26 protein-coding genes are annotated in these 20,916 nt (G+C 34.1%); 19 read left to right on the forward strand and 7 right to left on the reverse strand.

The window, feature by feature from the left end:
• Positions 1–26: 26 nt before the first annotated feature.
• The 7 genes from lptB to ABIB40_RS16750 all read left to right on the forward strand — a co-directional run bounded on the left by lptB (position 27) and on the right by ABIB40_RS16750 (position 4,867).
• Entirely contained in the window at positions 27–767 is a 741-nt protein-coding gene (gene lptB, locus ABIB40_RS16720; protein WP_354360537.1) for an LPS export ABC transporter ATP-binding protein, read from the forward strand.
• Positions 768–772: 5 nt separating this feature from the next.
• The gene (locus ABIB40_RS16725; protein WP_354360538.1) at positions 773–2,290 is read left to right on the forward strand and encodes a GH3 auxin-responsive promoter family protein; all 1,518 of its coding nucleotides are present in this window, start codon (positions 773–775) and stop codon (positions 2,288–2,290) included.
• 55 nt (positions 2,291–2,345) lie between these two features.
• Positions 2,346–2,777: a YkvA family protein gene (locus tag ABIB40_RS20730; RefSeq protein WP_502931067.1), complete on the forward strand. Its 432-nt coding sequence runs from the start codon at positions 2,346–2,348 to the stop codon at positions 2,775–2,777.
• Positions 2,758–3,081, forward strand: coding sequence for a DUF2752 domain-containing protein (locus ABIB40_RS16735; protein ID WP_354360539.1), 324 nt, complete (start codon positions 2,758–2,760; stop codon positions 3,079–3,081). The genes ABIB40_RS20730 and ABIB40_RS16735 overlap by 20 nt, the downstream gene beginning before the upstream one ends.
• A gap of 189 nt (positions 3,082–3,270) precedes the next feature.
• On the forward strand, positions 3,271–3,705 hold the full coding sequence (locus tag ABIB40_RS16740) for an endonuclease domain-containing protein (RefSeq protein ID WP_354360540.1): 435 nt from the start codon (positions 3,271–3,273) through the stop codon (positions 3,703–3,705).
• A gap of 162 nt (positions 3,706–3,867) precedes the next feature.
• Positions 3,868–4,350: a CCC motif membrane protein gene (locus ABIB40_RS16745; protein WP_354360541.1), complete on the forward strand. Its 483-nt coding sequence runs from the start codon at positions 3,868–3,870 to the stop codon at positions 4,348–4,350.
• A 106-nt stretch (positions 4,351–4,456) separates the two neighbouring features.
• Entirely contained in the window at positions 4,457–4,867 is a 411-nt protein-coding gene (locus tag ABIB40_RS16750) for a BrxA/BrxB family bacilliredoxin (protein ID WP_354360542.1), read from the forward strand.
• Positions 4,868–4,963: 96 nt separating this feature from the next.
• On the opposite strand, the gene cdaA is transcribed toward ABIB40_RS16750, so the two are convergent.
• Together cdaA and folP are read right to left on the reverse strand one after the other, a co-directional pair.
• Complete coding sequence (gene cdaA / locus ABIB40_RS16755; RefSeq protein ID WP_354360543.1) at positions 4,964–5,755, reverse strand: diadenylate cyclase CdaA; 792 nt, start codon at positions 5,753–5,755, stop codon at positions 4,964–4,966.
• Positions 5,756–5,826: 71 nt separating this feature from the next.
• Positions 5,827–6,687: a dihydropteroate synthase gene (folP, locus tag ABIB40_RS16760; protein ID WP_354360544.1), complete on the reverse strand. Its 861-nt coding sequence runs from the start codon at positions 6,685–6,687 to the stop codon at positions 5,827–5,829.
• A gap of 93 nt (positions 6,688–6,780) precedes the next feature.
• Between folP and ABIB40_RS16765 the strand changes: the two genes are divergently transcribed.
• The 4 genes from ABIB40_RS16765 to ABIB40_RS16780 are packed head-to-tail and all read left to right on the forward strand — an operon-like array spanning position 6,781 to position 10,151.
• Positions 6,781–7,326: a DUF1599 domain-containing protein gene (locus tag ABIB40_RS16765; protein WP_354360545.1), complete on the forward strand. Its 546-nt coding sequence runs from the start codon at positions 6,781–6,783 to the stop codon at positions 7,324–7,326.
• A gap of 17 nt (positions 7,327–7,343) precedes the next feature.
• Positions 7,344–8,495, forward strand: coding sequence for a BT_3928 family protein (locus ABIB40_RS16770; protein WP_354360546.1), 1,152 nt, complete (start codon positions 7,344–7,346; stop codon positions 8,493–8,495).
• A 1-nt stretch (position 8,496) separates the two neighbouring features.
• The gene (locus tag ABIB40_RS16775; protein ID WP_354360547.1) at positions 8,497–9,552 is read left to right on the forward strand and encodes an ABC transporter permease; all 1,056 of its coding nucleotides are present in this window, start codon (positions 8,497–8,499) and stop codon (positions 9,550–9,552) included.
• Between the two features lie 50 nt (positions 9,553–9,602).
• Entirely contained in the window at positions 9,603–10,151 is a 549-nt protein-coding gene (locus ABIB40_RS16780; RefSeq protein ID WP_354360548.1) for a shikimate kinase, read from the forward strand.
• 180 nt (positions 10,152–10,331) lie between these two features.
• On the opposite strand, the gene ABIB40_RS16785 is transcribed toward ABIB40_RS16780, so the two are convergent.
• From ABIB40_RS16785 to crtD, 4 genes are all read right to left on the reverse strand, one after another.
• On the reverse strand, positions 10,332–10,721 hold the full coding sequence (locus tag ABIB40_RS16785; protein ID WP_354360549.1) for a type II toxin-antitoxin system VapC family toxin: 390 nt from the start codon (positions 10,719–10,721) through the stop codon (positions 10,332–10,334).
• Positions 10,718–10,933, reverse strand: coding sequence for a hypothetical protein (locus ABIB40_RS16790; protein ID WP_354360550.1), 216 nt, complete (start codon positions 10,931–10,933; stop codon positions 10,718–10,720). Before ABIB40_RS16790 ends, ABIB40_RS16785 begins: the two co-directional genes overlap by 4 nt.
• 297 nt (positions 10,934–11,230) lie before the next feature.
• On the reverse strand, positions 11,231–11,608 hold the full coding sequence (locus ABIB40_RS16795) for an acyl-CoA thioesterase (RefSeq protein ID WP_354360551.1): 378 nt from the start codon (positions 11,606–11,608) through the stop codon (positions 11,231–11,233).
• A gap of 105 nt (positions 11,609–11,713) precedes the next feature.
• Complete coding sequence (crtD, locus tag ABIB40_RS16800) at positions 11,714–13,183, reverse strand: 1-hydroxycarotenoid 3,4-desaturase CrtD (protein WP_354360552.1); 1,470 nt, start codon at positions 13,181–13,183, stop codon at positions 11,714–11,716.
• A 97-nt stretch (positions 13,184–13,280) separates the two neighbouring features.
• Here crtD and ABIB40_RS16805 point away from each other — a divergent pair, with 97 nt between their 5' ends.
• The 7 genes from ABIB40_RS16805 to ABIB40_RS16835 all read left to right on the forward strand — a co-directional run bounded on the left by ABIB40_RS16805 (position 13,281) and on the right by ABIB40_RS16835 (position 19,430).
• Positions 13,281–13,487: a hypothetical protein gene (locus ABIB40_RS16805; protein ID WP_354360553.1), complete on the forward strand. Its 207-nt coding sequence runs from the start codon at positions 13,281–13,283 to the stop codon at positions 13,485–13,487.
• Between the two features lie 19 nt (positions 13,488–13,506).
• Complete coding sequence (locus ABIB40_RS16810) at positions 13,507–14,067, forward strand: hypothetical protein (RefSeq protein ID WP_354360554.1); 561 nt, start codon at positions 13,507–13,509, stop codon at positions 14,065–14,067.
• A gap of 129 nt (positions 14,068–14,196) precedes the next feature.
• Positions 14,197–14,592 (forward strand): hypothetical protein, encoded by a 396-nt coding sequence (locus tag ABIB40_RS16815; RefSeq protein WP_354360555.1) that lies wholly within the window; start codon positions 14,197–14,199, stop codon positions 14,590–14,592.
• Positions 14,593–14,716: 124 nt separating this feature from the next.
• Positions 14,717–15,025: a hypothetical protein gene (locus tag ABIB40_RS16820; protein ID WP_354360556.1), complete on the forward strand. Its 309-nt coding sequence runs from the start codon at positions 14,717–14,719 to the stop codon at positions 15,023–15,025.
• 5 nt (positions 15,026–15,030) lie between these two features.
• Entirely contained in the window at positions 15,031–15,507 is a 477-nt protein-coding gene (locus ABIB40_RS16825; RefSeq protein WP_354360557.1) for a 3'-5' exonuclease, read from the forward strand.
• Positions 15,497–17,194 carry a DUF262 domain-containing protein gene (locus tag ABIB40_RS16830; protein ID WP_354360558.1) on the forward strand — a complete coding sequence of 566 codons (1,698 nt, stop codon included), beginning with the start codon at positions 15,497–15,499 and terminating at the stop codon, positions 17,192–17,194. The genes ABIB40_RS16825 and ABIB40_RS16830 overlap by 11 nt, the downstream gene beginning before the upstream one ends.
• Positions 17,184–19,430, forward strand: a complete 2,247-nt coding sequence (locus ABIB40_RS16835; RefSeq protein WP_354360559.1) for a DUF262 domain-containing protein — start codon at positions 17,184–17,186, stop codon at positions 19,428–19,430. The genes ABIB40_RS16830 and ABIB40_RS16835 overlap by 11 nt, the downstream gene beginning before the upstream one ends.
• A gap of 132 nt (positions 19,431–19,562) precedes the next feature.
• On the opposite strand, the gene ABIB40_RS16840 is transcribed toward ABIB40_RS16835, so the two are convergent.
• Entirely contained in the window at positions 19,563–19,922 is a 360-nt protein-coding gene (locus tag ABIB40_RS16840; RefSeq protein ID WP_354360560.1) for a hypothetical protein, read from the reverse strand.
• A gap of 89 nt (positions 19,923–20,011) precedes the next feature.
• Between ABIB40_RS16840 and ABIB40_RS16845 the strand changes: the two genes are divergently transcribed.
• Entirely contained in the window at positions 20,012–20,914 is a 903-nt protein-coding gene (locus ABIB40_RS16845; RefSeq protein ID WP_354360561.1) for a helix-turn-helix transcriptional regulator, read from the forward strand.
• The last annotated feature ends 2 nt before the right edge of the window (positions 20,915–20,916 follow it).

Below are 20,916 nucleotides of genomic sequence, written 5' to 3' on the forward strand. Positions count from 1 at the left end.
AATTCAGAACAACGAATGGATAAAATATGATATTAAGAGCCGAGCATCTTATAAAAAAATATAAACAAAGAACCGTAGTAAGTGATGTTTCTTTTGAAGTGAGTCAAGGCGAAATTGTTGGATTGCTGGGGCCAAACGGGGCAGGAAAAACCACCTCGTTTTATATGATTGTAGGTTTGGTTAGGCCTAATGAGGGCCGGATATTTTTAGATGATAAAGACATTACTGGCGATGCCATGTACCGCCGGGCACAAATGGGAATTGGCTACTTAGCGCAAGAGGCGTCTGTTTTTAGAAAGCTTACCGTAGAAGATAATATTTTGGCCATTTTACAAATGGGGCCGTTGAGTAAAGAGGAACAGAAAGATAGGCTAGAGGAGCTGATCAATGAGTTTTCTTTACAAAAAGTGCGTAAAAACAATGGCGATCTACTTTCTGGCGGCGAGCGGAGACGAACAGAGATTGCACGCGCTTTGGCTGCAAATCCTAACTTTATTTTGTTAGATGAGCCTTTTGCCGGCGTAGATCCCATCGCAGTGGAAGAAATACAAAGTATCGTTGCAAAACTTAAGCATAAAAATATTGGTATTTTAATAACCGACCATAACGTTCAAGAAACCTTATCAATTACCGATAGGGCATATTTATTATTTGAGGGAAGAATTTTAGAGCAGGGCATACCCGAAGTGTTGGCAGAAAATGAGCTTGTACGAAAAGTGTACCTCGGAGCTAATTTTGTGTTAAAACGTAAAACCTTTTTGCCTTAGTAAAAATGGTGTTTGTAAATTCAATTTTTAGTTGGTTCATGAAAAAGCGCATCCACCAGATAGAGCTTTTTATGAAATACCCGCATGATGTGCAGGAAGAGTGGTTTCATGCGCTGATAGAGAGCGCACAAAATACCGAGTGGGGAAAATTTTACGATTATAAATCCATCTTTACCATACAACAGTTCCAAGAAAGAATTCCCATTCAAAATTACGATACATTAAAGCCGTTTATAGAACGGATGTTAAATGGAGAACAAAATATTTTATGGCCTTCGGAAATCAAATGGTTTGCAAAATCATCGGGCACCACAAGCGATAGAAGTAAGTTTATTCCTGTTTCTGAAGAATCTTTAGAGGAATGCCATTTTAAGGGCGGTAAGGATATGCTTTCCATTTACTGTAACAATCGGCCTAATAACCAAATGTTTACTGGAAAAGGTTTGGTGTTGGGCGGTAGCCATCAGGTAAACCAGCTTAACCACGATTGTTTTTACGGAGATTTATCGGCTGTACTTATAAAGAACTTGCCTATCTGGGCAGAATACTACCGTACACCAGATATGTCTATCGCATTAATGGACAATTACGAGTTGAAGTTGGATAAAATGGCCGAGGCAACCATTAAGGAAAACGTAACAAGTATTTCTGGAGTGCCAACATGGACGATTGTGCTGGCGAAGAAGATTTTAGAGCTTACGGGTAAAAAGAATTTGATGGAAGTTTGGCCTAATTTAGAGCTTTACGTTCACGGTGCTGTAAATTTCGGGCCTTATCGGGAACAGTTTAGGCAGCTTATTCCAAATAACGAGATGTATTATCTAGAAACCTACAATGCTTCTGAGGGGTTTTTCGGCATACAAGACCAAGAAAATTCAGAAGATTTGTTGTTGATGTTAGACTATGGCATTTTCTACGAATTTATTTCCATGGAGCATTTCTGCGAAGAAAACCCTAAAACTTATTTGCTTGGAGAAGTAGAGCTGGGAAAAAATTATGCCATTGTTATTTCTACAAATGGCGGATTGTGGCGATATATGATAGGGGATACGGTGAAATTTACCTCTATTTCGCCCTATCGTATTAAAATTACTGGCAGAACGAAGCACTTTATAAATGCTTTTGGCGAGGAAGTAATTATAGATAATGCAGAGAAGGCGTTAACAGCGGCTTGCCTAAAAACAGGTGCAAAAGTTAAAGACTATACCGCCTGCCCCATTTATTTTAAGGGCGAGGAAGTTGGCGGGCATGAGTGGTTGATCGAGTTTGAAAAACAACCCAGTAACTTGGCGTGTTTTGTAGAAGAACTAGATGACACATTAAGGGCCGTAAATTCTGATTATGACGCAAAGCGATTTAAAAACATGGCTTTAATGCCACCCTTAGTTCATAACTTGCCAAAAGAAACTTTTTACAACTGGTTAAAGGCTAAGGATAAATTAGGTGGACAACATAAGGTGCCAAGGCTAGCTAATGATAGAACTTATGTAGACGAAATTTTAGCATTGGTTAAAATGGGTTAGTATTTTCTTCTATTTAAACGCTTTTTTTTGGCAGTTAATTTGCAACACAAATAATATGAAATTAAATACTAGAAAAATTTTAGCATTGTTTTTGGGTTCTAAAAATAGAGCTCGAGTTATTTTAAAGGATAAAAAGAAAGCACAAGAAACGGTTAAAAAAGCTTTTGGGAAGGCATTGAATAACAAAGGAAGTTTAGACGACGTTTGGGAGAAAATGCAGCTACTTTTTGGAATTTCTAAAGATTATTTAAACGGAAGCTATCCAAATGTGCCGCTTGGCTCTTTAGTGGCTATTCTTGGAGGCTTAATCTATTTCTTATCGCCCATAGATGTTATTCCAGATTTCATTCCGTTTTTGGGTTTTGCCGATGATATTTTTGTGTTAAATTTGGTGTATAGACAAGTGGTTAAAGACATTGAAAAATACAAATTGTGGAAAGCAGACAGGGCAAACACAGAAGACGTAGATGTTGAAATTCTATCATAGTGGAATACACTGGTTGGGACAACATCTTTTCGATTGTCCATTTAAGCGCAATTTTGGCATAGATTGTCCTGGCTGCGGACTCCAACGCTCATTTCTTGCGCTTGTAAATGGAGATTTAATTGGCTCTTTTAAATTCTATCCTGCCACTATTCCATTATTGGCTTTATCCATTCTTACTTTTTTGCATTTAAAGCTCGATTTTAAATTTGGTGCATTTGTCATCAAAATTTTAGTTGGCTTTATTGCATTCATAATCGTAATCAATTATATTTATAAAATATACCACCATCAACTGTCTGAATAATAGGATTACCATATATAGCAGGTTAAAAGAAAGAGCAGACGATTCAAACACCCCGTCTGCTGCGCAGCCACCCCTCTAAAAAAAAGGGGAATTGTAAATTGCCTTAAAAAAATGTAAAAACTAATTAACATACCTGCTAGTCTAAGCGCCCTGCGTTCCCCTCTTGTAGAGGGGTGCCTGAAAGGCCGGGTGTTAAAAAGTAAAATCCAAACTGAACTAAGTATTAATGGAATAGTCTTAAAACTCAACTCAATAACAAATTTACCCTATCAGCCTAGGTTAAAAGAAAGAGCAAAAGCTTTGCGCCGGGCAGAAAATCTACCAGAAGTGTTGTTCTGGACGGAGGTAATAAAAAAACGTTTCCATAAAATAGATTTCGATCGACAGAGAATTATTGGTAATTATATTGTCGATTTTTATATTAGAGCACTTGGGTTAATTATAGAAATTGATGGTGCTAGTCATGATGATAAAGAGGTTTACGATAAGATTAGGGAAGAATATTTAATTTCCTTAGGACTAAAAGTTTACAGAATTAGTGTGGATGATGTGATGCGAAATATGGATCTTGTAGTTATGGAATTGGAGGAATATCTGTTTAAGGAGTATGGAGTGGAAAAATAATTGACCCGCTCTTGGCTAAAGCTTGACTAATCAAAAGCAGGCGCAAAAGCCATAAAACACATTTGTCATCAAAATTTTAGTTGGCTTTATTGCATTCATAATCGTAATCAATTATATTTATCAAATATACCACCATCAACTATCTAACTCTTAATTTAAATTATGTCTGTCAATCAAGAAAATCCTTTAGAAAACCAGCCCGGAAATCCAGCAGGACAACCAGAGAATATAAACCCGCAAAATGCAGAGACACCACCAAACTATACTGCGCCGCCAACACCGCCACCTTTTCAAGCGCCACCAGCTTTTGGACAATTTTGGGGTAATTACGGCGGACAACAGAATTTGCCGAACGCTACAGCTTCTTTGATACTTGGCATATTGTCTATTCCTGCGTGTTGTTTTTACGGTTTTTTCGGGATCATTTTCGGGATAATTGCAGTTATTTTAGCCAACGGCGATATTAAAAAGTATCAAATGAATCCTAATTTCTTTACAGAAGTATCTTACAAGAACACCAAAGCTGGCAAAATTTGCGGCATTATTGGATTGTCTCTTAGTGCATTATTCTTTGTTTTTTGGGTGCTGATATTGGTAGGGTTATTTAGCTACCCTGCTCTTTTTCATAATTTTGGTAGATTTTAGGCAAGAGTTCACTACCTGAATTTTACCTTTAAAACATAAATACGTTGGCACATGCCGCCCGATTTTCTTATTTTTGTAAAGTAGTTTTAATTTAAAAAAAGCGATTATGTATCCAGAATATTTAGTAGAACCAATGCGTGCAGAATTAACAAGCGTTGGCTTTGAGCAGCTTAAATCGGCTGCGGAAGTAGATGCAGCAATTAAAAGTGAAGGAACTGTTTTTGTAGTTGTAAATTCTGTTTGTGGCTGTGCTGCTGCAAATGCAAGACCTGCGGCAAAAGTTGCTGCGGCAAACGAAAAACATCCTGATAAATTGGTTACCGTTTTTGCAGGAATGGAAAAAGATGCGGTAGACCAAGCAAGAAGTTATATGATGCCTTTTCCTCCTTCATCGCCAGCTATGGCTTTATTTAAAGATGGTAAATTGGTGCACATGATAGAACGCCATCAAATTGAAGGTCGCCCTGCACAAATGATTGCCGATAATTTAATTGGCGCTTTTGAGGAGTATTGCTAGAAAGAGCAAGGAACAAAGAGCAAACAACAGTAAACAAAGAGCAAGGAACAAAGATTGGTCGGCGATTAATCTTTGTTCCTTGCTCTTTTATCCCGTTTAAAAATCTTTATTCAATAATTTCTCAAGTTCTCCAAAAGATACATTCATCCTAACCCTACCTTGTTTCGCGTAAGAAATTTCTCCTGTTTCTTCTGAAATAATTACGGCTACGGCATCTGTGGTTTCCGATACGCCAATTCCTGCCCGGTGTCTCAGTCCAAATTGTGGCGGCAGTTGATCATTATCGGTTAGCGGTAAAATGCAACTGGCACTTTTAATTTTATTTTCTGAAATAACTACCGCCCCATCATGCAGCGGACTATTTTTTTGAAAAATACTTTCCAACAATCGTTTAGATATTTTTGCGTCGACATACTCGCAGCTGTTTGCAAAATATTGTTCGTCATAAAACTTTACGAACACAATTAACGCTCCAGTTCTGCTTTTTTTCATCGTTTTACAGGCATCTATAATTGGCTTAATACGTGCCAAATTATTGGCCTCAATGTCTTTCCGTCCGAATAGATAACCCCACCAGGCCTTGTTTTTTTGCAAAAAAGCATTTTTTCCAATTAAAAGTAGAAATCGCCTAATCTCTTGCTGAAAAATAATAATAAGCGCAATGATACCAACGCTCATAAATTTTTCTATAATGGTGGTAAGCAACTCCATGTGTAGCGCTTTTACTACAAAATAGAAGACGGTGATGATAAACATACCTACCAACAGGTTTACAGCAAGCGTATTGCGAATGAGCGTGTACACGTAATACAGAAGCAAAGCTACAAGAACGATGTCTACTATATCTGTTGCAGAAACTTTAAGGAAGTCAAAATCGAAGGGTTTCATGTTGTTGCAAGGTAAGAAACTGTTTTCAGTTTACGTGTAGGAGATTTAGAACCGTATTTGGAAATAATTTTTTAAGATTGAGTCAACAATTTCATCAATTGTACACATTCAACGGCTTCTTTCACATCGTGTACACGCAAAATACTCGCGCCATTTTGCAAGGCTATTGTGTTTAAAATACTCGTGCCGTTTAAAGCTTGTTGAGCTGTAGTTTTTAGTGGGTTATAAACCATTCCTTTACGAGACAGGCCTGCCATAACGGGCAAGCCGAGTATTTTAAAATCATCCAAATTGCGCAGCAGTGTGTAATTATGAGCTAATGTTTTTCCGAAGCCGAAACCCGGATCTATAATAATATCTTTAACCCCGAGGCTATGGAGTTCCGAAGTTTTTTCTACAAAAAAATCGAGCACATCCAATACAACATTTTTGTAATAGGGGTCTTCTTGCATAGTCTGTGGAGTTCCTTGTATATGCATCATAATATAGGGAACGTTAAACTTGGCCACGGTAGCAAACATCTTCTCATCTAAAGTGCCGGCAGAAATATCGTTTATTAAATGTGCGCCCGCGTTTACGGCTTGTGCGGCTACTTCGGCCCTAAAAGTATCGATAGAAAGAATAGCCTCTGGAAAGTGTTTAACAATTAGCGTAATGGCATCAATTACTCGTTCAATTTCCTCTGCCGTCGAAATATTTTCAGCCTTTGGTCTGGAAGAATATCCGCCAATGTCAATAAAAGTGGCGCCTTCATTTAGAAATTGATCAACTTTTTTTAAAATTTGATTAGCCGAAGTTGTCCTACTTGCCGCAAAGAAAGAATCTGGGGTTAGGTTTAAGATGCCCATTACCTTTGGCGTTTCTAGCGAGATGATTTTACCATTAAGATTTAAGCTTTTTTTGGAATCCAAAGTTTTTTTTTCTCGCATCATAGTTTCGATAATTTTGGTTTCGGCTTAAAAATGTATCTTTAGACCTTGTGCCAAAGAGCACAAAAATACTGTTAAAATAATAAAATTTTTCAATTGGAACTTACAAATACTTCTACTGAATTTGATGACGTGATAGCGCTATGTAGAGCGTTGTTTTTAAAGAAGACGCGAGATTATGGAACTGCTTGGCGCATTCTAAGACCAAAATCTATTACAGATCAAATTTTTATAAAGGCACAGCGCATCAGAACGTTAGAAGAAAAGAAGGTAAGTAAAGTCGATGAGAATGTAAGTTCTGAATATGTGGGAATTGTAAACTATTGTGTTATTGCCATGTTGCAATTATCGTTAAAACCTAGTGATCCTGCAGATTTGGCGTACGAAAAAGTCGAACGTCTTTTTGACGAAAAGGTGGCGGAAACTAAGGCTTTGATGTTAGCTAAAAACCACGATTATGGTGAAGCTTGGCGAGATATGCGCGTTAGTTCTTTAACCGATCTTATTTTGATGAAGCTTTTTCGTGTTAAACAAATTGAAGATAATGATGGCCAGACCATCGTATCAGAAGGCGTGGAGGCCAATTATCAAGACATGCTAAACTACGCTGTTTTTGCGTTGATTAAATTAGGCGTTAAATAAATCATTTTCCAATAGCTATGAAAAAAAATATTCTTACGGTTTTTCGTTTGTTTGTTGGATTACTGTTTATTTTCTCTGGACTTATAAAAGCGAATGATCCGCTGGGTTTTGGTTATAAATTGCAAGAATATTTCGAGGTCTTTCATCTTGGTTTCTTAGTCCATTTTGCCACCGGCATCGCCATTTTACTTTGTACGTTAGAGGTAGTATTGGGAGCGTTGCTTTTGTTTGGCTTTTGGACAAAAAAGGTAGCCTGGGGATTATTGGTTCTAATTGTATTTTTTACATTACTAACTTTTGTTTCGGCGGTGTTTAAAGTGGTTACAAGCTGCGGCTGTTTTGGCGATGCGATCCCATTAACGCCTTGGCAATCTTTTAGTAAAGATTTAATTTTATTGTTGATGATTGTTGTGCTTTTTCTAAACAGGCAACTCATTACGCCAATAATAAAGAAACCAATAGTGCAGAAAGTAATTTTGGCTGTTGTAATTTTTTCTTCACTTGGTTTTGGAATATACACACTCAATTTTTTGCCAATTATAGATTTTTTACCCTATAAAGTTGGTGCACACATTCCCTCTTTAATGGTTATCCCTCTGGGCGAGAAACCCGATGAATACGAGATTGTGTATCAGTTGAAAAACAAGCAGACCGGAGCTAAGAAAACCTTAACGGATAAAGAATATCTGAAAACAGAAATTTGGAAGGACGAGAATTGGGAAATTATAGGCGATCCCGAGCAAAAATTGGTAAAGAAGGGCTACCAACCAAAAATTAGGGATTTGATTATTACCGATGCTTCTGGGACAGATTATACCAAAGAAATTATAGAAAATCCTTATTACAACTTAGTTTTTGTGGCCTATAATTTAAATGAAACCAATCAAAATGCGATAGGAAAGCTGAACGCCCTTGCATTAAATGCCACCCAGCAATATAACATTAGAAGTGTTTTTCTTACCTCAACATCTGCACAAACAGCAGCCGATTTTGTAAAGAAAAACAATTTGTTTGCAGAGGTTTTTTACGCAGATGCGGTTCCTTTAAAAAGTATGGTCAGGTCAAATCCCGGTATTTTGCTTTTTAAAAATGGCGTAGTTATAGACAAATGGAGCGCACATCAAATACCAAGCTTTGATGATTTGAGCAAAAAATATTTTAACAATTGAGATGTTTGGCTACGCTTTAAGGAAAATAGGATACGGAATATTGGTGATGGCGGGCGTTGTAGCCGTGGTTTTTGTACTGTTTAACATATTGCCAGGCGATCCTGCCAGAATGACCTTTGGCCAACGTGCGGATGTGCAGTCTTTAGACGCGGTGCGTAAGGAGTTTGGGCTAGACAAGTCTAAACCCAAACAGTTTTTGCTATATATAAGCAATTTATCGCCAATCAGCCTTGAAGAAAGCACCATTGCCGCTCAAAAAAAATATCGTTACGCTAAAATTTTCTCCTTCGGAAATAAAGAACTGGTAGTAAAAGTGCCTTATTTGCGTAGCAGCTATCAAACCAAGGGAGATCTAGTAGATATTCTTGCCGAAACCGTTCCGAATACTTTTATTTTAGCATTGACCGCCATGGTTTTTGCGACGATTATAGGGGTTTTTCTAGGAGTACTTTCTGCAGTCTATAAAAACACATGGATAGATAAGACGGCAAATTCATTTGCGATTTTAGGTATTTCGGCACCATCTTTTTTTGCAGGAATTATCATTGCCTGGGTTTTCGAGTTTTTGTTAAGCGATTACACCTGGTTACGCATGAGTGGAAGTTTGTACAGTTACGGTCCATTTAGAGGAGAAGTGCTAACCCTTAGAAATTTGTGGTTGCCTATGATTACTTTAGGCTTTAGACCTTTGGCAATTATTGTTCAACTAACCAGAACAGCTATGTTAGATGTGTTGTCGCAAGATTACATTCGTGCCGCAAAAGCAAAGGGTTTGGGGCGAAATTCAATACTCTATAAACATGCTTTAAAAAACGCATTAAATCCCGTAATAACGGCAATTTCTGGTTGGTTTGCATCGCTTTTGGCTGGATCTTTTTTTATAGAATACATTTTTGGCTACAACGGGCTCGGTAGGACAACTGTTGCAGCCTTAGAAATGTCAGATTTTCCGGTAGTAATGGGTTCTATTTTGTTTATTGCATTGGTTTTTGTGGTGATAAATATTTTGGTAGATATTCTTTATGCCTATTTGGATCCAAGAGTTAAATTGGCTTAGCCCCCTAACCCCTTGAAGGGGGGAGCAACAGGCGAGATGGAAATAGCAAAATGAAAAAATTGACAACATATATGAACGATGGAAAGAAAAAGCCCCTTCAGGGGTTGGGGTTAATCTTTTTTATAGGTTTTATGGGCTGCGGCAAAAGCACCAAGGCAAAGCAGTTAGCGAATAAGTTAAGTTGTTCGTTGATAGATTTGGATGACGAGATGGAAAAAAAAGTAGGCCAATCTATCGGTGATTATTTTGCTGAATTTGGCGAAGCAAAGTTTCGGCAGTTGGAAGCTGAAACCCTAAAAAACTACCCTTATCCAGAAAATTGCGTCATTGCAACGGGCGGCGGGCTGCCTTGTTTTTTCGATAATATGGATTGGATGAAGGCCAATGGTAAAACCGTTTATCTGCAAATGCAGCCAGCTCAATTGGTGTCAAGGCTTCAAAATAGAGAAAAGCGTCCGCTGATAAAAGATATGACTGAACAAGAACTGTTGGCGTTTATTGAAATAAAACTTGGAGAACGCAACAAATTCTATCTCCAAGCAGAGATTATTGTTGATGCCTTTAATTTAGGTTTAGATGAATTAATAGCTCAGTTCTAAAAGAACCATCCATTGTAATTCATGATATTCAGTCTGATTTAAGCTCAGTCTGGTACAGCGTTCGATTGTATTTAAATGATTTGAATGAGAATGGTTATTAAAGTGAAAATCCGCAGAACTTCTTTAAACAATAGTCTGTGAGAAAATCAGGTGCTTGTGGCAGATGGAGGAGTATTTTAATCATCGAGTTAGTTCTAGGTCATCAAACAGCCTTACGCCATCTAAAAACTTAAAATCTTTTAGATTAAGTGTGTAAAGTGCTAGTTTGTGGGCTATTGCCGTTGAGGCAATTAATGCATCGGGCAAAGAAAGTTTATGAGACAGAGCATATTTTACTACTAGCTCAATCGCTAAACTTGAAATAGATGATTGAATAGGTAAAACAGTTAGCTTATTCAAATCCTTACGTATGGTTTGCAGTTCTTTTAGGTTTCTTGCACCATACAGTAACTCAGCACGGGTTACATCAGAAACAGCAATGTTTTCTTGTCCAATTTGTTTTACAATTTCAATAATAAAGGTGTTTCCTCTATAAATTTCAATTAGAATATTGGTGTCACAAAGAATCATAAACTTCGACTCCAAGCTTTTTTACGAAGTTCGTTAGCATCTATTGTATGATCTTTCCATAAGCCTGCGGCAAGTGAAAAATCACTTTTCTTTTTGCTCGAAACTTCGGTATTGTGTTTAATTTCTACTTCAATATCCCAACTTTTTAGAAAGTAAATCAACGCTTCCATTTTGGATGGGGAAATGTTGTTTTTTAAAATAAGTTCTTGCATAATCTAGAGTTTTTGTTCGAGACAATTAGCTAAAGTCTAACTGATGGACTAGTGTAAAAATAGACAAACGTTTTTGAAAAAAGAAAAGTGGTGTCGTTTTTTAGTTTGAGAAGTAATTTAGTTTAAGCTCACCCTAGCGAAGGAGTACATTTATGCCTGATAAAATAAATCTATTTTTTTACTAGGATAAAATTAAGCTAAAGCTTATGAAGAACGAGTTATGTCTCTGTTGCCAATAAGTTTTATAGCAGCGTTAACCTTTCATAACAACAGCAAATTGAAGGTAGTGAGCTAATTTTAAGCCTTCATATACTTAATCTCTGTTTTTCCATGAGGTGTCGGCTCTCCATTTTCGTTCATATTCACGAAAACTATTTTATCTATAGTTAAGATGCTGTTTTTGGTAATTTTATTGCGCACCTCGCAACACATGGTTAAAGAAGTTGTGCCAAAATCAGTAGCCGTAATGCCCATTTCTATAATTTCGCCTAATTTTGCAGAACTCACAAAGTTTATTTCAGACATATACTTGGTAACTACCTTAGAGTTTTCCAATTGGCAGATGGCATAAATGGCGGCTTCTTCATCAATCCATTTTAGCAAACTACCGCCAAATAAGCTGCCATTTGGGTTAAGGTCTTCTGGTTTTATCCATTTTCTGGTATGGAAATTCATAATAATATTTTTAAGGAGATTATTTTAAGGCGCAAATATACTTTTTTCGTACAGTGAAAAATTCAGCCAAATGTCAGCTATTTTATTTTTTACAAAAGCTTAAAACTAATTAAGGTCGTCTATTATTTTTGCAGATAGAAGTGCGAGTGGAATACCGCCACCAGGGTGAACGCTGCCCCCACAAAAATATAAATTCTGTATTTTAGACGAAAAATTTGGATGCCTTAAAAATGCGGCAAATTTGTTATTGGAGCTGTTGCCATAAAGCGACCCTTGAAATGACCCTGTATTGTGTTCAATTTTTATAGGGTCTAAAATCTGCTCGCAAACGATGAGAGGCTCGACATTTATTCTTAAAATACGGTTAAGTTTTTTTAAAATATTTGTTTTTGCTGTTGAGATTAACTCGTCCCAATTTTGTCCCTCATTGGCAGGTACGTTAATCATCACAAACCAATTCTCACAATCTACAGGTGCATCGGTTTTAATTAGTTTCGACGTGATGTTAATGTATACGGTAGGATCTGGCGAAATAGATTTCCTCTTCCAAATGTGATCAAACTCCTCTTCATAATTTTCTGCGAAAAAGATGTTGTGTACATCTAGTTCCGAAGAATTCCCTTTTATACCCCAGTAGAAAATCAAAGCCGAACTGCTGCGTTGCTGAGCTAAAATTTTCTTTGGTGCAGGAAAGTTTTTCAGCAAACGATTATAGGTAAAATAGATGTCTAGATTGGAAACAACCACGTCGGCTTTGTAGGATATGGTATTACACTTTACGCCTTCTACCTTCTGCCTTCTACCTTTCGTCTTATAAACAATCTCCTCAACCTTGCTGTTAAAATTAAACTGCACACCCAATTCTTTTGCAAGTTTTACAAGTGCATCTACTAGGTGGTACATACCATAATTAGGTAGAAATGCACCGAATCCATATTCAAAATGTGGAATTACGTTTAAAGTGGCGGGCGCTTGGAATGGATTAGAGCCATTATAGGTGGCGTATCTGTTAAACAACTGCGTTATTCGCGCATCGTTAAACATTCTTTTGTTTGCATCGCTTTGCGTTCTAAAAGCATCTATTTTTCCAAAATTTAAGAGTGATTTTATAGTATCCCAATGCAGATAGCTTTTTACTTTGTGCAGAGATCGCTGTAAAAATACCTTGTTGGTAATTTGATAAATTTTTTCACTTTTTTTCAAAAAATCGTAAACTCCTTTTGCTTCACTATTTGTCTTTTCTTCAATTTCTCTAGCGAAAAAATTGATGTCTGCATAAGCATTTAAGCGTAATCCATCCTCATAAAAATACCGACAAATTTCGTCTAGTTTTGTGTAGTTAAAGTAATCTCTTGGATTTTTATCAGCTAACTCGAAAAGTTCGTCGACATATTGCGGCATGGTAAATAAACTTGGCCCGGTATCAAAGCGAAACCCACCTATTTTTAATGTACCCAATTTACCGCCGGGTTTTGCATTCGCATCAAATACGGTTACATCATATCCTTTTATCGCAAAGCGGATGGATGAAGCAATGCCTGCGATGCCGGCTCCAATAATTATTGCTTTTGGCATGTGCGAAAATAAACAAATAAAATATTTTTTGACTACGACATATTTTGACGTCGTTGACTTTTATATTTGCAAAATAATATTTAACCTGTCTTAATTTATGGAAATACCGAAGCCAATTTTAATCGATCTAAAAGAAAACATAAGCAAAAAGTTAGAAATTACGAGGAACAGCTTGTTGGCAGAAAAAAGGAAGATGTTGTATTTAAAAGAATTATGCTTAAAATGTGAGTATTATGAAATGGTCGCAAAGCTTAGAGAGATTGAAAAAAAGTTAAATATAACCATTGCCGAAATTGATTTATAAGTTTGTTTAACAAGAAAAATTGCCTAAGCTAAAAATTAATCTTTTTGGAGAACTATGGAAGTTATCGCATTTGGAACTTACCAAGGCAGAATATGATTGTATAAAGTTGAGGGCTAGTGAAATGAATCTTCCGTTAACTGAAGCATTGCTAGATATTTCGTTTTACGACAGCCATCTTTTTTCAGGAAGCTTTAGGCAGAAAACGATTGAAGGTCTGTTGAATTCTTATAAAAATCAGATTGAAATTTGGTTTGGCGGCAAAAAAGTGCAAAAGATAAAAATGATTGATCTTAATGCTGATTTTTTGCTTTTCCCACTATTTAATACTTGCGAAACTAAATTGCTTTACAAGGAATTTGAGCCTGGAATATACATAGAACAAAGGGAAGTTGGATTGGTGGGGAGTTACGAGAAAGTGATTGATCGTTTTAGCTTAACTCAATTAGAATTCTTCATAACTGAGATGGAAATAAAAATTGGTTCTATCGAGATTTTAACAGAGATAAAATATTGTAATGAAAGCCTCAAAATTAAAAATTCGGACACTTTGATAACACAGCAACTATGTTATAAAATGTAATAAAAGCAGCTTAAAAAGTACAAATGCGCAAGCAGTAATTTAAATTCTGTTGCGCATTTTTGGAGCGCAGAATGTATAAAATATTTTTCACTTAATAAGTTTTAGTAAAACCATAAACACTACCATAATATGAATCTTCATTTCCAACATCTACCTAATAACTTTCTTTTATCTCTTCTCCAAGAACCAGGGTTTTCTGAGGCGCTGGCATATTTGGTAGATTTTAAAAATTATACAGACTTAAAAATTATTCCCAAAGCGCATTCTATAGAACTGTCGAATACTGAAATAGTACTATCAATTATAATTTATTCTGGATTTGAATTAAATGAACATGCAGAATTAAGCGGCCGAAAAAATGTTCATCTTGTTTGCTTCAGTAATGTTATTCCAGAAATGCTGGAGTTTAAAGGTATGCATATAAAATATGTAGATAAGTTGGCTTGGTTTTTTACAATAATGTCAACTTCCAAGGTAGAATATGTTCAGAAGCTAAATCTTTTAAGAAATTTAAGAATTGATTAAGGAAAGTTGTTCTGGCGAGATTTAATATGATGAACTGTAAAATTAAGTTTTAATAATATACCTTAGCACAACGGATTTTGTCGAAAACCGATTAGAGTAGGCAATCATTTAAATTTATCTCAATATGGCAATTTCTGATGTTCAGCAAAAAGGTAATTATTATCAAATATTTGATGGTAATGGAAAAAAAGGTAAAGAAATTTTAAGTGGATCTGCGGGGGAACTCTGTGGAATAGGTTCTAACTTCGTAGTTTTTCTAAAAGGCAATTATTTTGCTACCTATGATGAAAATTTCAAAAAGATTAAAGAAACCCTCAGTTCGTCAATTGGCGGTTTTAAAAATGCCGTAGGATCAACAAACACGTTCGTTAAAGGTAGTTATTTAGGAACTTATGATGTGAATTTCAAGAAAATTAGTGAAAGACATATTTAGAATCAATGTCAACATTTACCGCAATAGATTTTGAGACCGCGCAAGGTAAGCGGTGGAGTATTTGTCAGGTGGGTTTAGTTAGAGTTGAAAATGGAATTATAGTCAATTCTATTAATAAACTTATTCGCCCACCTGATAATTATTATTTCTACCGTAATGTAGAGATTCATGGAATAAGCTCAAATCACACTCGAAATGCGCCAACGTTCACAGCAATATGGAATGAGTTGAAACCATTTATCCATGGCCAAACGGTAGTTGCGCATAATGGTGCTTTCGATTTTAATTGCTTGGCACAAACTTTAGATTATTATGGTGTTGAGCATCCTGTTTACGAGAAGCGGTGCACGTATAAAATTTACGGTAGAGATTTAGCGAGTTTATACAAAGAACATCAAATTAAATTAAATCATCATGACGCGCTAAGCGATGCAATGGCTTGTGCGGAATTGTATAAAAGGTATTTAAACAATGGAAAATAAAATCAATATAGAAAAGTATTTTAACAAAGGAACTTTTGTTGTTCCAGAATATCAAAGGGGTTATAAATGGTCTGTAAAAGATGGCGATAAAGAAAGTTCATTAGAATTTTTTCTAACAAGTTTGATTATTGCTTTTGAAAATAATTTGTCTGAATATTTTATAGAAGCTGTAACCGTCGTAGAAGATAATAAGCAAATTATACTTGTTGATGGGCAACAAAGAACAACGTCTCTTTTTTTAATCTTTAAAGAATTGGGAGAAATTGATTTATTGAAAGATAAATTAGTATATAATATAAGAGAAGATTCTCATAAATGGTTAAGTAATCAAATTTCTGAAATTGAAGACGAAGATGTTCAGGATATTTATTACTTCAAAGAAGCAATCAAACAAATTGAATCTAAAAAGGAACAAATTAAAAGTGGAGAAGAAAGAAATAAAAAATCTTTTTTAAGTTTTGTCAAAGAAAATGTTTTTTTACTCTATAATTCAATTCCAAAAGAAAAAGCAGTAAATACTTTCATTGCACTTAATGGATTGAAAGCCATAATGAAAGATGAGGAATTGATAAAATCTGATTTATTAATAAAATCTTCAAGGATTGAAATTGAAGAAGGACAGTATGATAAAAACCAACCGTCCGAAATTAAATCGGAAGATGACGTAAAAAAATGGATAGAAATTCAAAAAGAACAATTTGCAATCGAATGGAAAGTAAATGAAGATAGAGGGAGGTTATCTCGTAATTGGGATAAATGGTTGTATTGGTGGAACCAAGATGAGGTAAAAAATTATTTTGGCACAGGAAATAATCATCCATTATATTATCTCTTAGTAACGTATTGGAATATTAATAATGTAGCAGATGAAAAAATCAAAGAATTTTCATTTGATAATTTTAAGTCTCAATTTATTGATAATGCTAAAAACGCCAAATTACATTTTGAAGGTTTAAGGAAATTGCAAAAAACTTTTGAGGATATGTATTATAGCTGGGAAATTTACAATCTTTTAGGTTTAGCATTAAATACAGCAATCTTTAAAAATGATGTGTTAGAATTTTTTATTCAGAATCGTGAGAAAAAGGAAAAACTGAAAAGATTTACAAAATGGTCATTGGCTGGTTGTACAATTAAAGAGATTTCAGATGATACTGAACATAAATATATAGAGAAAAGAGACGCTTTAAAATCTACATTATATGATAAAGAATTATATAATAGTGATGCAAAAAATCAGGCATATCTTCAACTTTTAAGAATGAATGTCTCGGATATGAACACACGAAAATTTGATTTTGATGTGTTTAAAACTAAAAGTTTAGAACATATTTGCCCACAAAAACCGAATGAATTAGATACAGATTTTATTAATTCAAAGAATGATATTGATGAAAAATCAGATAGTATCAATTCGATTGGGAATTTAGTTTTATTGAATGGTTCAGCGAATTCATCTTTAAGTAATCGACCACTTGATATTAAAAAACAAAAATTATTTGAAAAAATAAAGGATGGTTTTTTACTGCCACATACCTTGAAAGTGTTTTCAAAATCATTTACAACTAATACAAAAGAAAGTGAAACTGAAAAACTTTTTGATAATGAAAAATACTGGTTATCTCAAAATGTAGATGACAATAAAGCCTATTTTTTTAATGAATTTGATAAATACTATGGAGAATAATATACGAAACAGCAACGAATACTATTCGCTTTCACAGCTATTCTCAACCGCAGACAGAAAGATAATTATCCCCGATTTTCAACGCGATTATTGCTGGGGAGATGATACACATGGAGAAGGAAATATAAAAATAAATATCGTAAGCAGTTTTATAGATACTTTATTTGAAGAATTTAACAACAGTAAAGAGAATGAAGTTTTACTTGGGAAAATTGATGTATATGAACACCCAAAAAATCATATCTATTTAACAGACGGACAACAACGTTTGACGACATTGTATCTTCTTGTTGGAATGCTTTACAGAAAGGAGCAAAATGAAGATTTAAAAAGATGTTTAATCTCTGATTTTGAAGAAAACCAAGATGATAAAGAACCCTATTTGCAATATGCAGTAAGAGAAAGTACTGTGTTTTTTTTGCGAGATTTAGTTAATGAATTTTTTCTAAAAAAAACAAAACTATTAGAAAATGAGTATGAAAAAGCTAAATCTAAAAAGCAGGTAAATGAAAATGAAACATTAATATCATTCACAATAAAAAATCAACCTTGGTATTTCAGCGAATATAATTTAGACCCGTCCATCATAAGCATGATTTCTTGTCTAAAAATCATTGAGGATAAATTACCAAAGATAGATGTAAAAGATTTTTCAAATTTTGTTATCGATAATATAAAAATTCAATATTATAATGTAGATAATAAAAAATACGGCGAAGAGCGTTTTGTTATAATTAATACTACAGGCAAAAGTTTGACGGTTTCTGAAAATATTAAGCCAATTTTGTTGGCAAATGTTTCAAGTAGTGATTTTGCAACGCAATGGGAAGAAAGAGAAAATGTCTTTTGGAGAAATAGAAATAAAGGAAAAGGAAAAGAAAAAATTGCTGACAATGGTGTGGACGATTTCCTTACTTGGTGTTTTCAGATTGAAGACAGGCAAGATGATGTTGACATCATCAAAAAAGCAAAAGAAGTATTGAAAGATAAAAGTAAAAATGAATATTATTTGTATCAAATACAAAAGCATTTCAATTCCTTAGAGCTACTTGTTGTATATCTCGAAGATGATAAATTTCAAAAACAATTTAGATTTATTAATGAAAATAAAGATATTAAAACCATTGTAGATTTAAGAAGTTTGTTTAAGGATAGGCAGCAAAATATATTACTTCCATTGATGGCTTTTATGTCAAAATTTGAAAATGATAAAGAAGGTTGTTATTTATTTTTAAGACGTTTACGCAAAAATCATTTTGATTTAAAATGGGAAGATAGAAAGCTTAATTATGTCGATTGGCGTTATGTACTTCAAATTATAGAAAAGTCTGATTCTATTGAAAAAATATTGAAATTCAATTCAAACACTTATAACATTAGTTCCATTCAAAATATAGTTTTAAACGAATGGTTTAATGAGGAAGAAAAACTCAAAAATCAGTTGTTTGAACATAAACAATTGTTAGAAGAATGGGAAGATCATGAAGATTTTATGGGGGATTTAAGTCCTTTATTTGAGATTGTAGAAAACAAACAAGATATTGATGAGCTTTCAGATTTTTATGCTATTTATCAAAAAATAAATTATATTAAATTTTCATTTTCAGAGAATATTGAACTTGGAAATTTATATAGGCTACTCTCTTATTTAGAAAATGGTAATTTTGAACACCGAGGAGTTGCAGGTTGGGGTTATTGCATGCTAGTCAAGTCAGAAAAGAAACAATTTATGCATAAAGATTTTAATTCTTTTTGGACTATTTTTAAAACCTCAAATGAACAGACTATTCTTGATAATTTATATGCAAAATTGAAATGTTTTTGTTTAAATTCTGTTTTGATGAAAGATAATGAAAAAGTAGAATTTGACAGATTAATTATTGATACTAGGAATATAGGACACTATGAAAAAGTTTTACTTTGGTCGATTTTAGAATATTTGCATACAGATAAAGAATTATTATTCAATGGAAATATATGTCAATTTTGGGAGTATCCTAATTTAATAAATATCGAAGAAAAGAATGCGTCAAGTGAAAAAAATTATTCAATTGGAAACTTATTATTAGGTACAAGTTATTACAATAATAAATCAGGATGGATAGAATTTAACAAATATCCACTGATGAAGGAATTAAATGAAAATCGAGAACTTACTATTGATGAAATTGAAGTTCGCAGTAAAAAAATTAAACAGAAATTGAAAGGTATTTTGAATTACATGACAGATTGCTAAAATTCAAAAGAAAAGGTGGAAAGTCGAATAAATGGCGGCATTTTTTAGAAAATTGAGGACTGTAAACTCAACTCTTTCTGGAGAAAGAAACTATTAAATAATTTGGATAAAATGTCATATTATATTTTCGTGTTATTTTTTCAAAACATCCAAAATCCCTTGCCTAACAACCCAATTCCTAAACTTAAAGTATTTAGGACTTAACTCACTATTAATTTCCCTTTTCAATAATTTGGAAAGGGAGATTTTGGCGATTTCAATACAGGGTATCTGTTGTTCTTTCGTAACGCCAAGCATTTTTATCAATTTTAAAATCATAAACTCTTCGCTAGCGATAAGCTTTTCAACTTTACTGCTATCTCCTGCTCTAATTTGATTTAGCAATTCATTTTCTTCTGTTAAACTTAACTCTTTTGCAGAAGCGATTTTTAGAAGTTCATCTAATTCTAAATTTTCGGGATGAATTTGGATTTTTAGTTTTAACTGCCTCATAATTTGATTTTAGTTCCTTTGTCAAAAATAATTTTCTTATCCGACATATTATGTCGTAGTCTATCTTTATTTTTATAAAAACTTAAGTTATGGCTCACAATAAAATACAGCTTCGCCAAAGCGCAATTATAAAAAAGCTAAAAAAATTTTCGGCAACGCGTAAAGAAATTGAAAGCTACTTGGAACTGGAGTCTGAAATTTTTGGTTACGATTTAAGAACTTCCGCAAAAACTTTCGAAAGAGATATTGCAAGTATTCGTGTTGTTCAGGGTATATCAATTGAATACGATTTTTCTAAAAAGAAGTATTATATCCAAGAGGAGCAAAATAACGAACACAACAACAGAATGCTCGAAGCCTTTGATACTTTTAATGCTTTAAATTTAAGTATAGATTTATCTAGATACCTCCAATTTGAAAGAAGGAAATCGGTCGGATTGGATTATTTTCTTCCCTTGCTAAATGCAATTAAGAATCAAAACGAAGCCAATCTTTCTTATCAAACCTATTGGGATAAAGCGCCATCACTACGCAAAGTTGAGCCTTATTTACTTAAAGAATTTAAAAACCGTTGGTATTTAATCGCTAAAGATATTTCGAAAAACGAAATAAGAACTTATGGTTTAGAACGTATCATAAATTTAGATGTGAGTAAGAAAAAGTTCAACGTCCCAGAAAATCATCAGCCAGAAAATTATTTTGAAAGTAGTTTTGGTATAATCAGTCGAGATGGAGAACAGCCGATACAAACGATAATTTTATCTTTTGATGAACAGCAAGCTAAATATGTTAAATCTATGCCTTTGCATGTAAGTCAGGTGATTTTGAAAGATACCGGCGCTGAACTTTTAATACAACTAGAAATGTACATCACATTCGATTTTGAAATGGAACTGCTTTCTTATGGGGAACATGTAGAGGTTATCGAGACAATGGTTTTAAGAGATTCTTTGAAAAATAAACTACAAACAACTTTAAACTATTACGGCTAATC

It is taken from the genome of Pedobacter sp. UYP30 (assembly GCF_040547165.1).
Taxonomy (GTDB): domain Bacteria; phylum Bacteroidota; class Bacteroidia; order Sphingobacteriales; family Sphingobacteriaceae; genus Pedobacter.

Excerpts from the sequence above, each read along its gene's own strand:
- lptB (WP_354360537.1), top strand. The coding sequence starts at position 27 with ATGATATTAAGAGCCGAGCATCTTATAAAAAAATATAAACAAAGAACC.
- ABIB40_RS16725 (WP_354360538.1), top strand. The coding sequence starts at position 773 with ATGGTGTTTGTAAATTCAATTTTTAGTTGGTTCATGAAAAAGCGCATC.
- ABIB40_RS20730 (WP_502931067.1), top strand. The coding sequence starts at position 2,346 with ATGAAATTAAATACTAGAAAAATTTTAGCATTGTTTTTGGGTTCTAAA.
- ABIB40_RS16735 (WP_354360539.1), top strand. The coding sequence starts at position 2,758 with ATGTTGAAATTCTATCATAGTGGAATACACTGGTTGGGACAACATCTT.
- ABIB40_RS16745 (WP_354360541.1), top strand. The coding sequence starts at position 3,868 with ATGTCTGTCAATCAAGAAAATCCTTTAGAAAACCAGCCCGGAAATCCA.
- ABIB40_RS16750 (WP_354360542.1), top strand. The coding sequence starts at position 4,457 with ATGTATCCAGAATATTTAGTAGAACCAATGCGTGCAGAATTAACAAGC.
- cdaA (WP_354360543.1), bottom strand. The coding sequence starts at position 5,755 with ATGAAACCCTTCGATTTTGACTTCCTTAAAGTTTCTGCAACAGATATA.
- folP (WP_354360544.1), bottom strand. The coding sequence starts at position 6,687 with ATGATGCGAGAAAAAAAAACTTTGGATTCCAAAAAAAGCTTAAATCTT.
- ABIB40_RS16770 (WP_354360546.1), top strand. The coding sequence starts at position 7,344 with ATGAAAAAAAATATTCTTACGGTTTTTCGTTTGTTTGTTGGATTACTG.
- ABIB40_RS16775 (WP_354360547.1), top strand. The coding sequence starts at position 8,497 with ATGTTTGGCTACGCTTTAAGGAAAATAGGATACGGAATATTGGTGATG.
- ABIB40_RS16780 (WP_354360548.1), top strand. The coding sequence starts at position 9,603 with ATGAAAAAATTGACAACATATATGAACGATGGAAAGAAAAAGCCCCTT.
- ABIB40_RS16785 (WP_354360549.1), bottom strand. The coding sequence starts at position 10,721 with ATGATTCTTTGTGACACCAATATTCTAATTGAAATTTATAGAGGAAAC.
- ABIB40_RS16790 (WP_354360550.1), bottom strand. The coding sequence starts at position 10,933 with ATGCAAGAACTTATTTTAAAAAACAACATTTCCCCATCCAAAATGGAA.
- ABIB40_RS16795 (WP_354360551.1), bottom strand. The coding sequence starts at position 11,608 with ATGAATTTCCATACCAGAAAATGGATAAAACCAGAAGACCTTAACCCA.
- crtD (WP_354360552.1), bottom strand. The coding sequence starts at position 13,183 with ATGCCAAAAGCAATAATTATTGGAGCCGGCATCGCAGGCATTGCTTCA.
- ABIB40_RS16805 (WP_354360553.1), top strand. The coding sequence starts at position 13,281 with ATGGAAATACCGAAGCCAATTTTAATCGATCTAAAAGAAAACATAAGC.
- ABIB40_RS16815 (WP_354360555.1), top strand. The coding sequence starts at position 14,197 with ATGAATCTTCATTTCCAACATCTACCTAATAACTTTCTTTTATCTCTT.
- ABIB40_RS16820 (WP_354360556.1), top strand. The coding sequence starts at position 14,717 with ATGGCAATTTCTGATGTTCAGCAAAAAGGTAATTATTATCAAATATTT.
- ABIB40_RS16825 (WP_354360557.1), top strand. The coding sequence starts at position 15,031 with ATGTCAACATTTACCGCAATAGATTTTGAGACCGCGCAAGGTAAGCGG.
- ABIB40_RS16830 (WP_354360558.1), top strand. The coding sequence starts at position 15,497 with ATGGAAAATAAAATCAATATAGAAAAGTATTTTAACAAAGGAACTTTT.
- ABIB40_RS16835 (WP_354360559.1), top strand. The coding sequence starts at position 17,184 with ATGGAGAATAATATACGAAACAGCAACGAATACTATTCGCTTTCACAG.
- ABIB40_RS16840 (WP_354360560.1), bottom strand. The coding sequence starts at position 19,922 with ATGAGGCAGTTAAAACTAAAAATCCAAATTCATCCCGAAAATTTAGAA.
- ABIB40_RS16845 (WP_354360561.1), top strand. The coding sequence starts at position 20,012 with ATGGCTCACAATAAAATACAGCTTCGCCAAAGCGCAATTATAAAAAAG.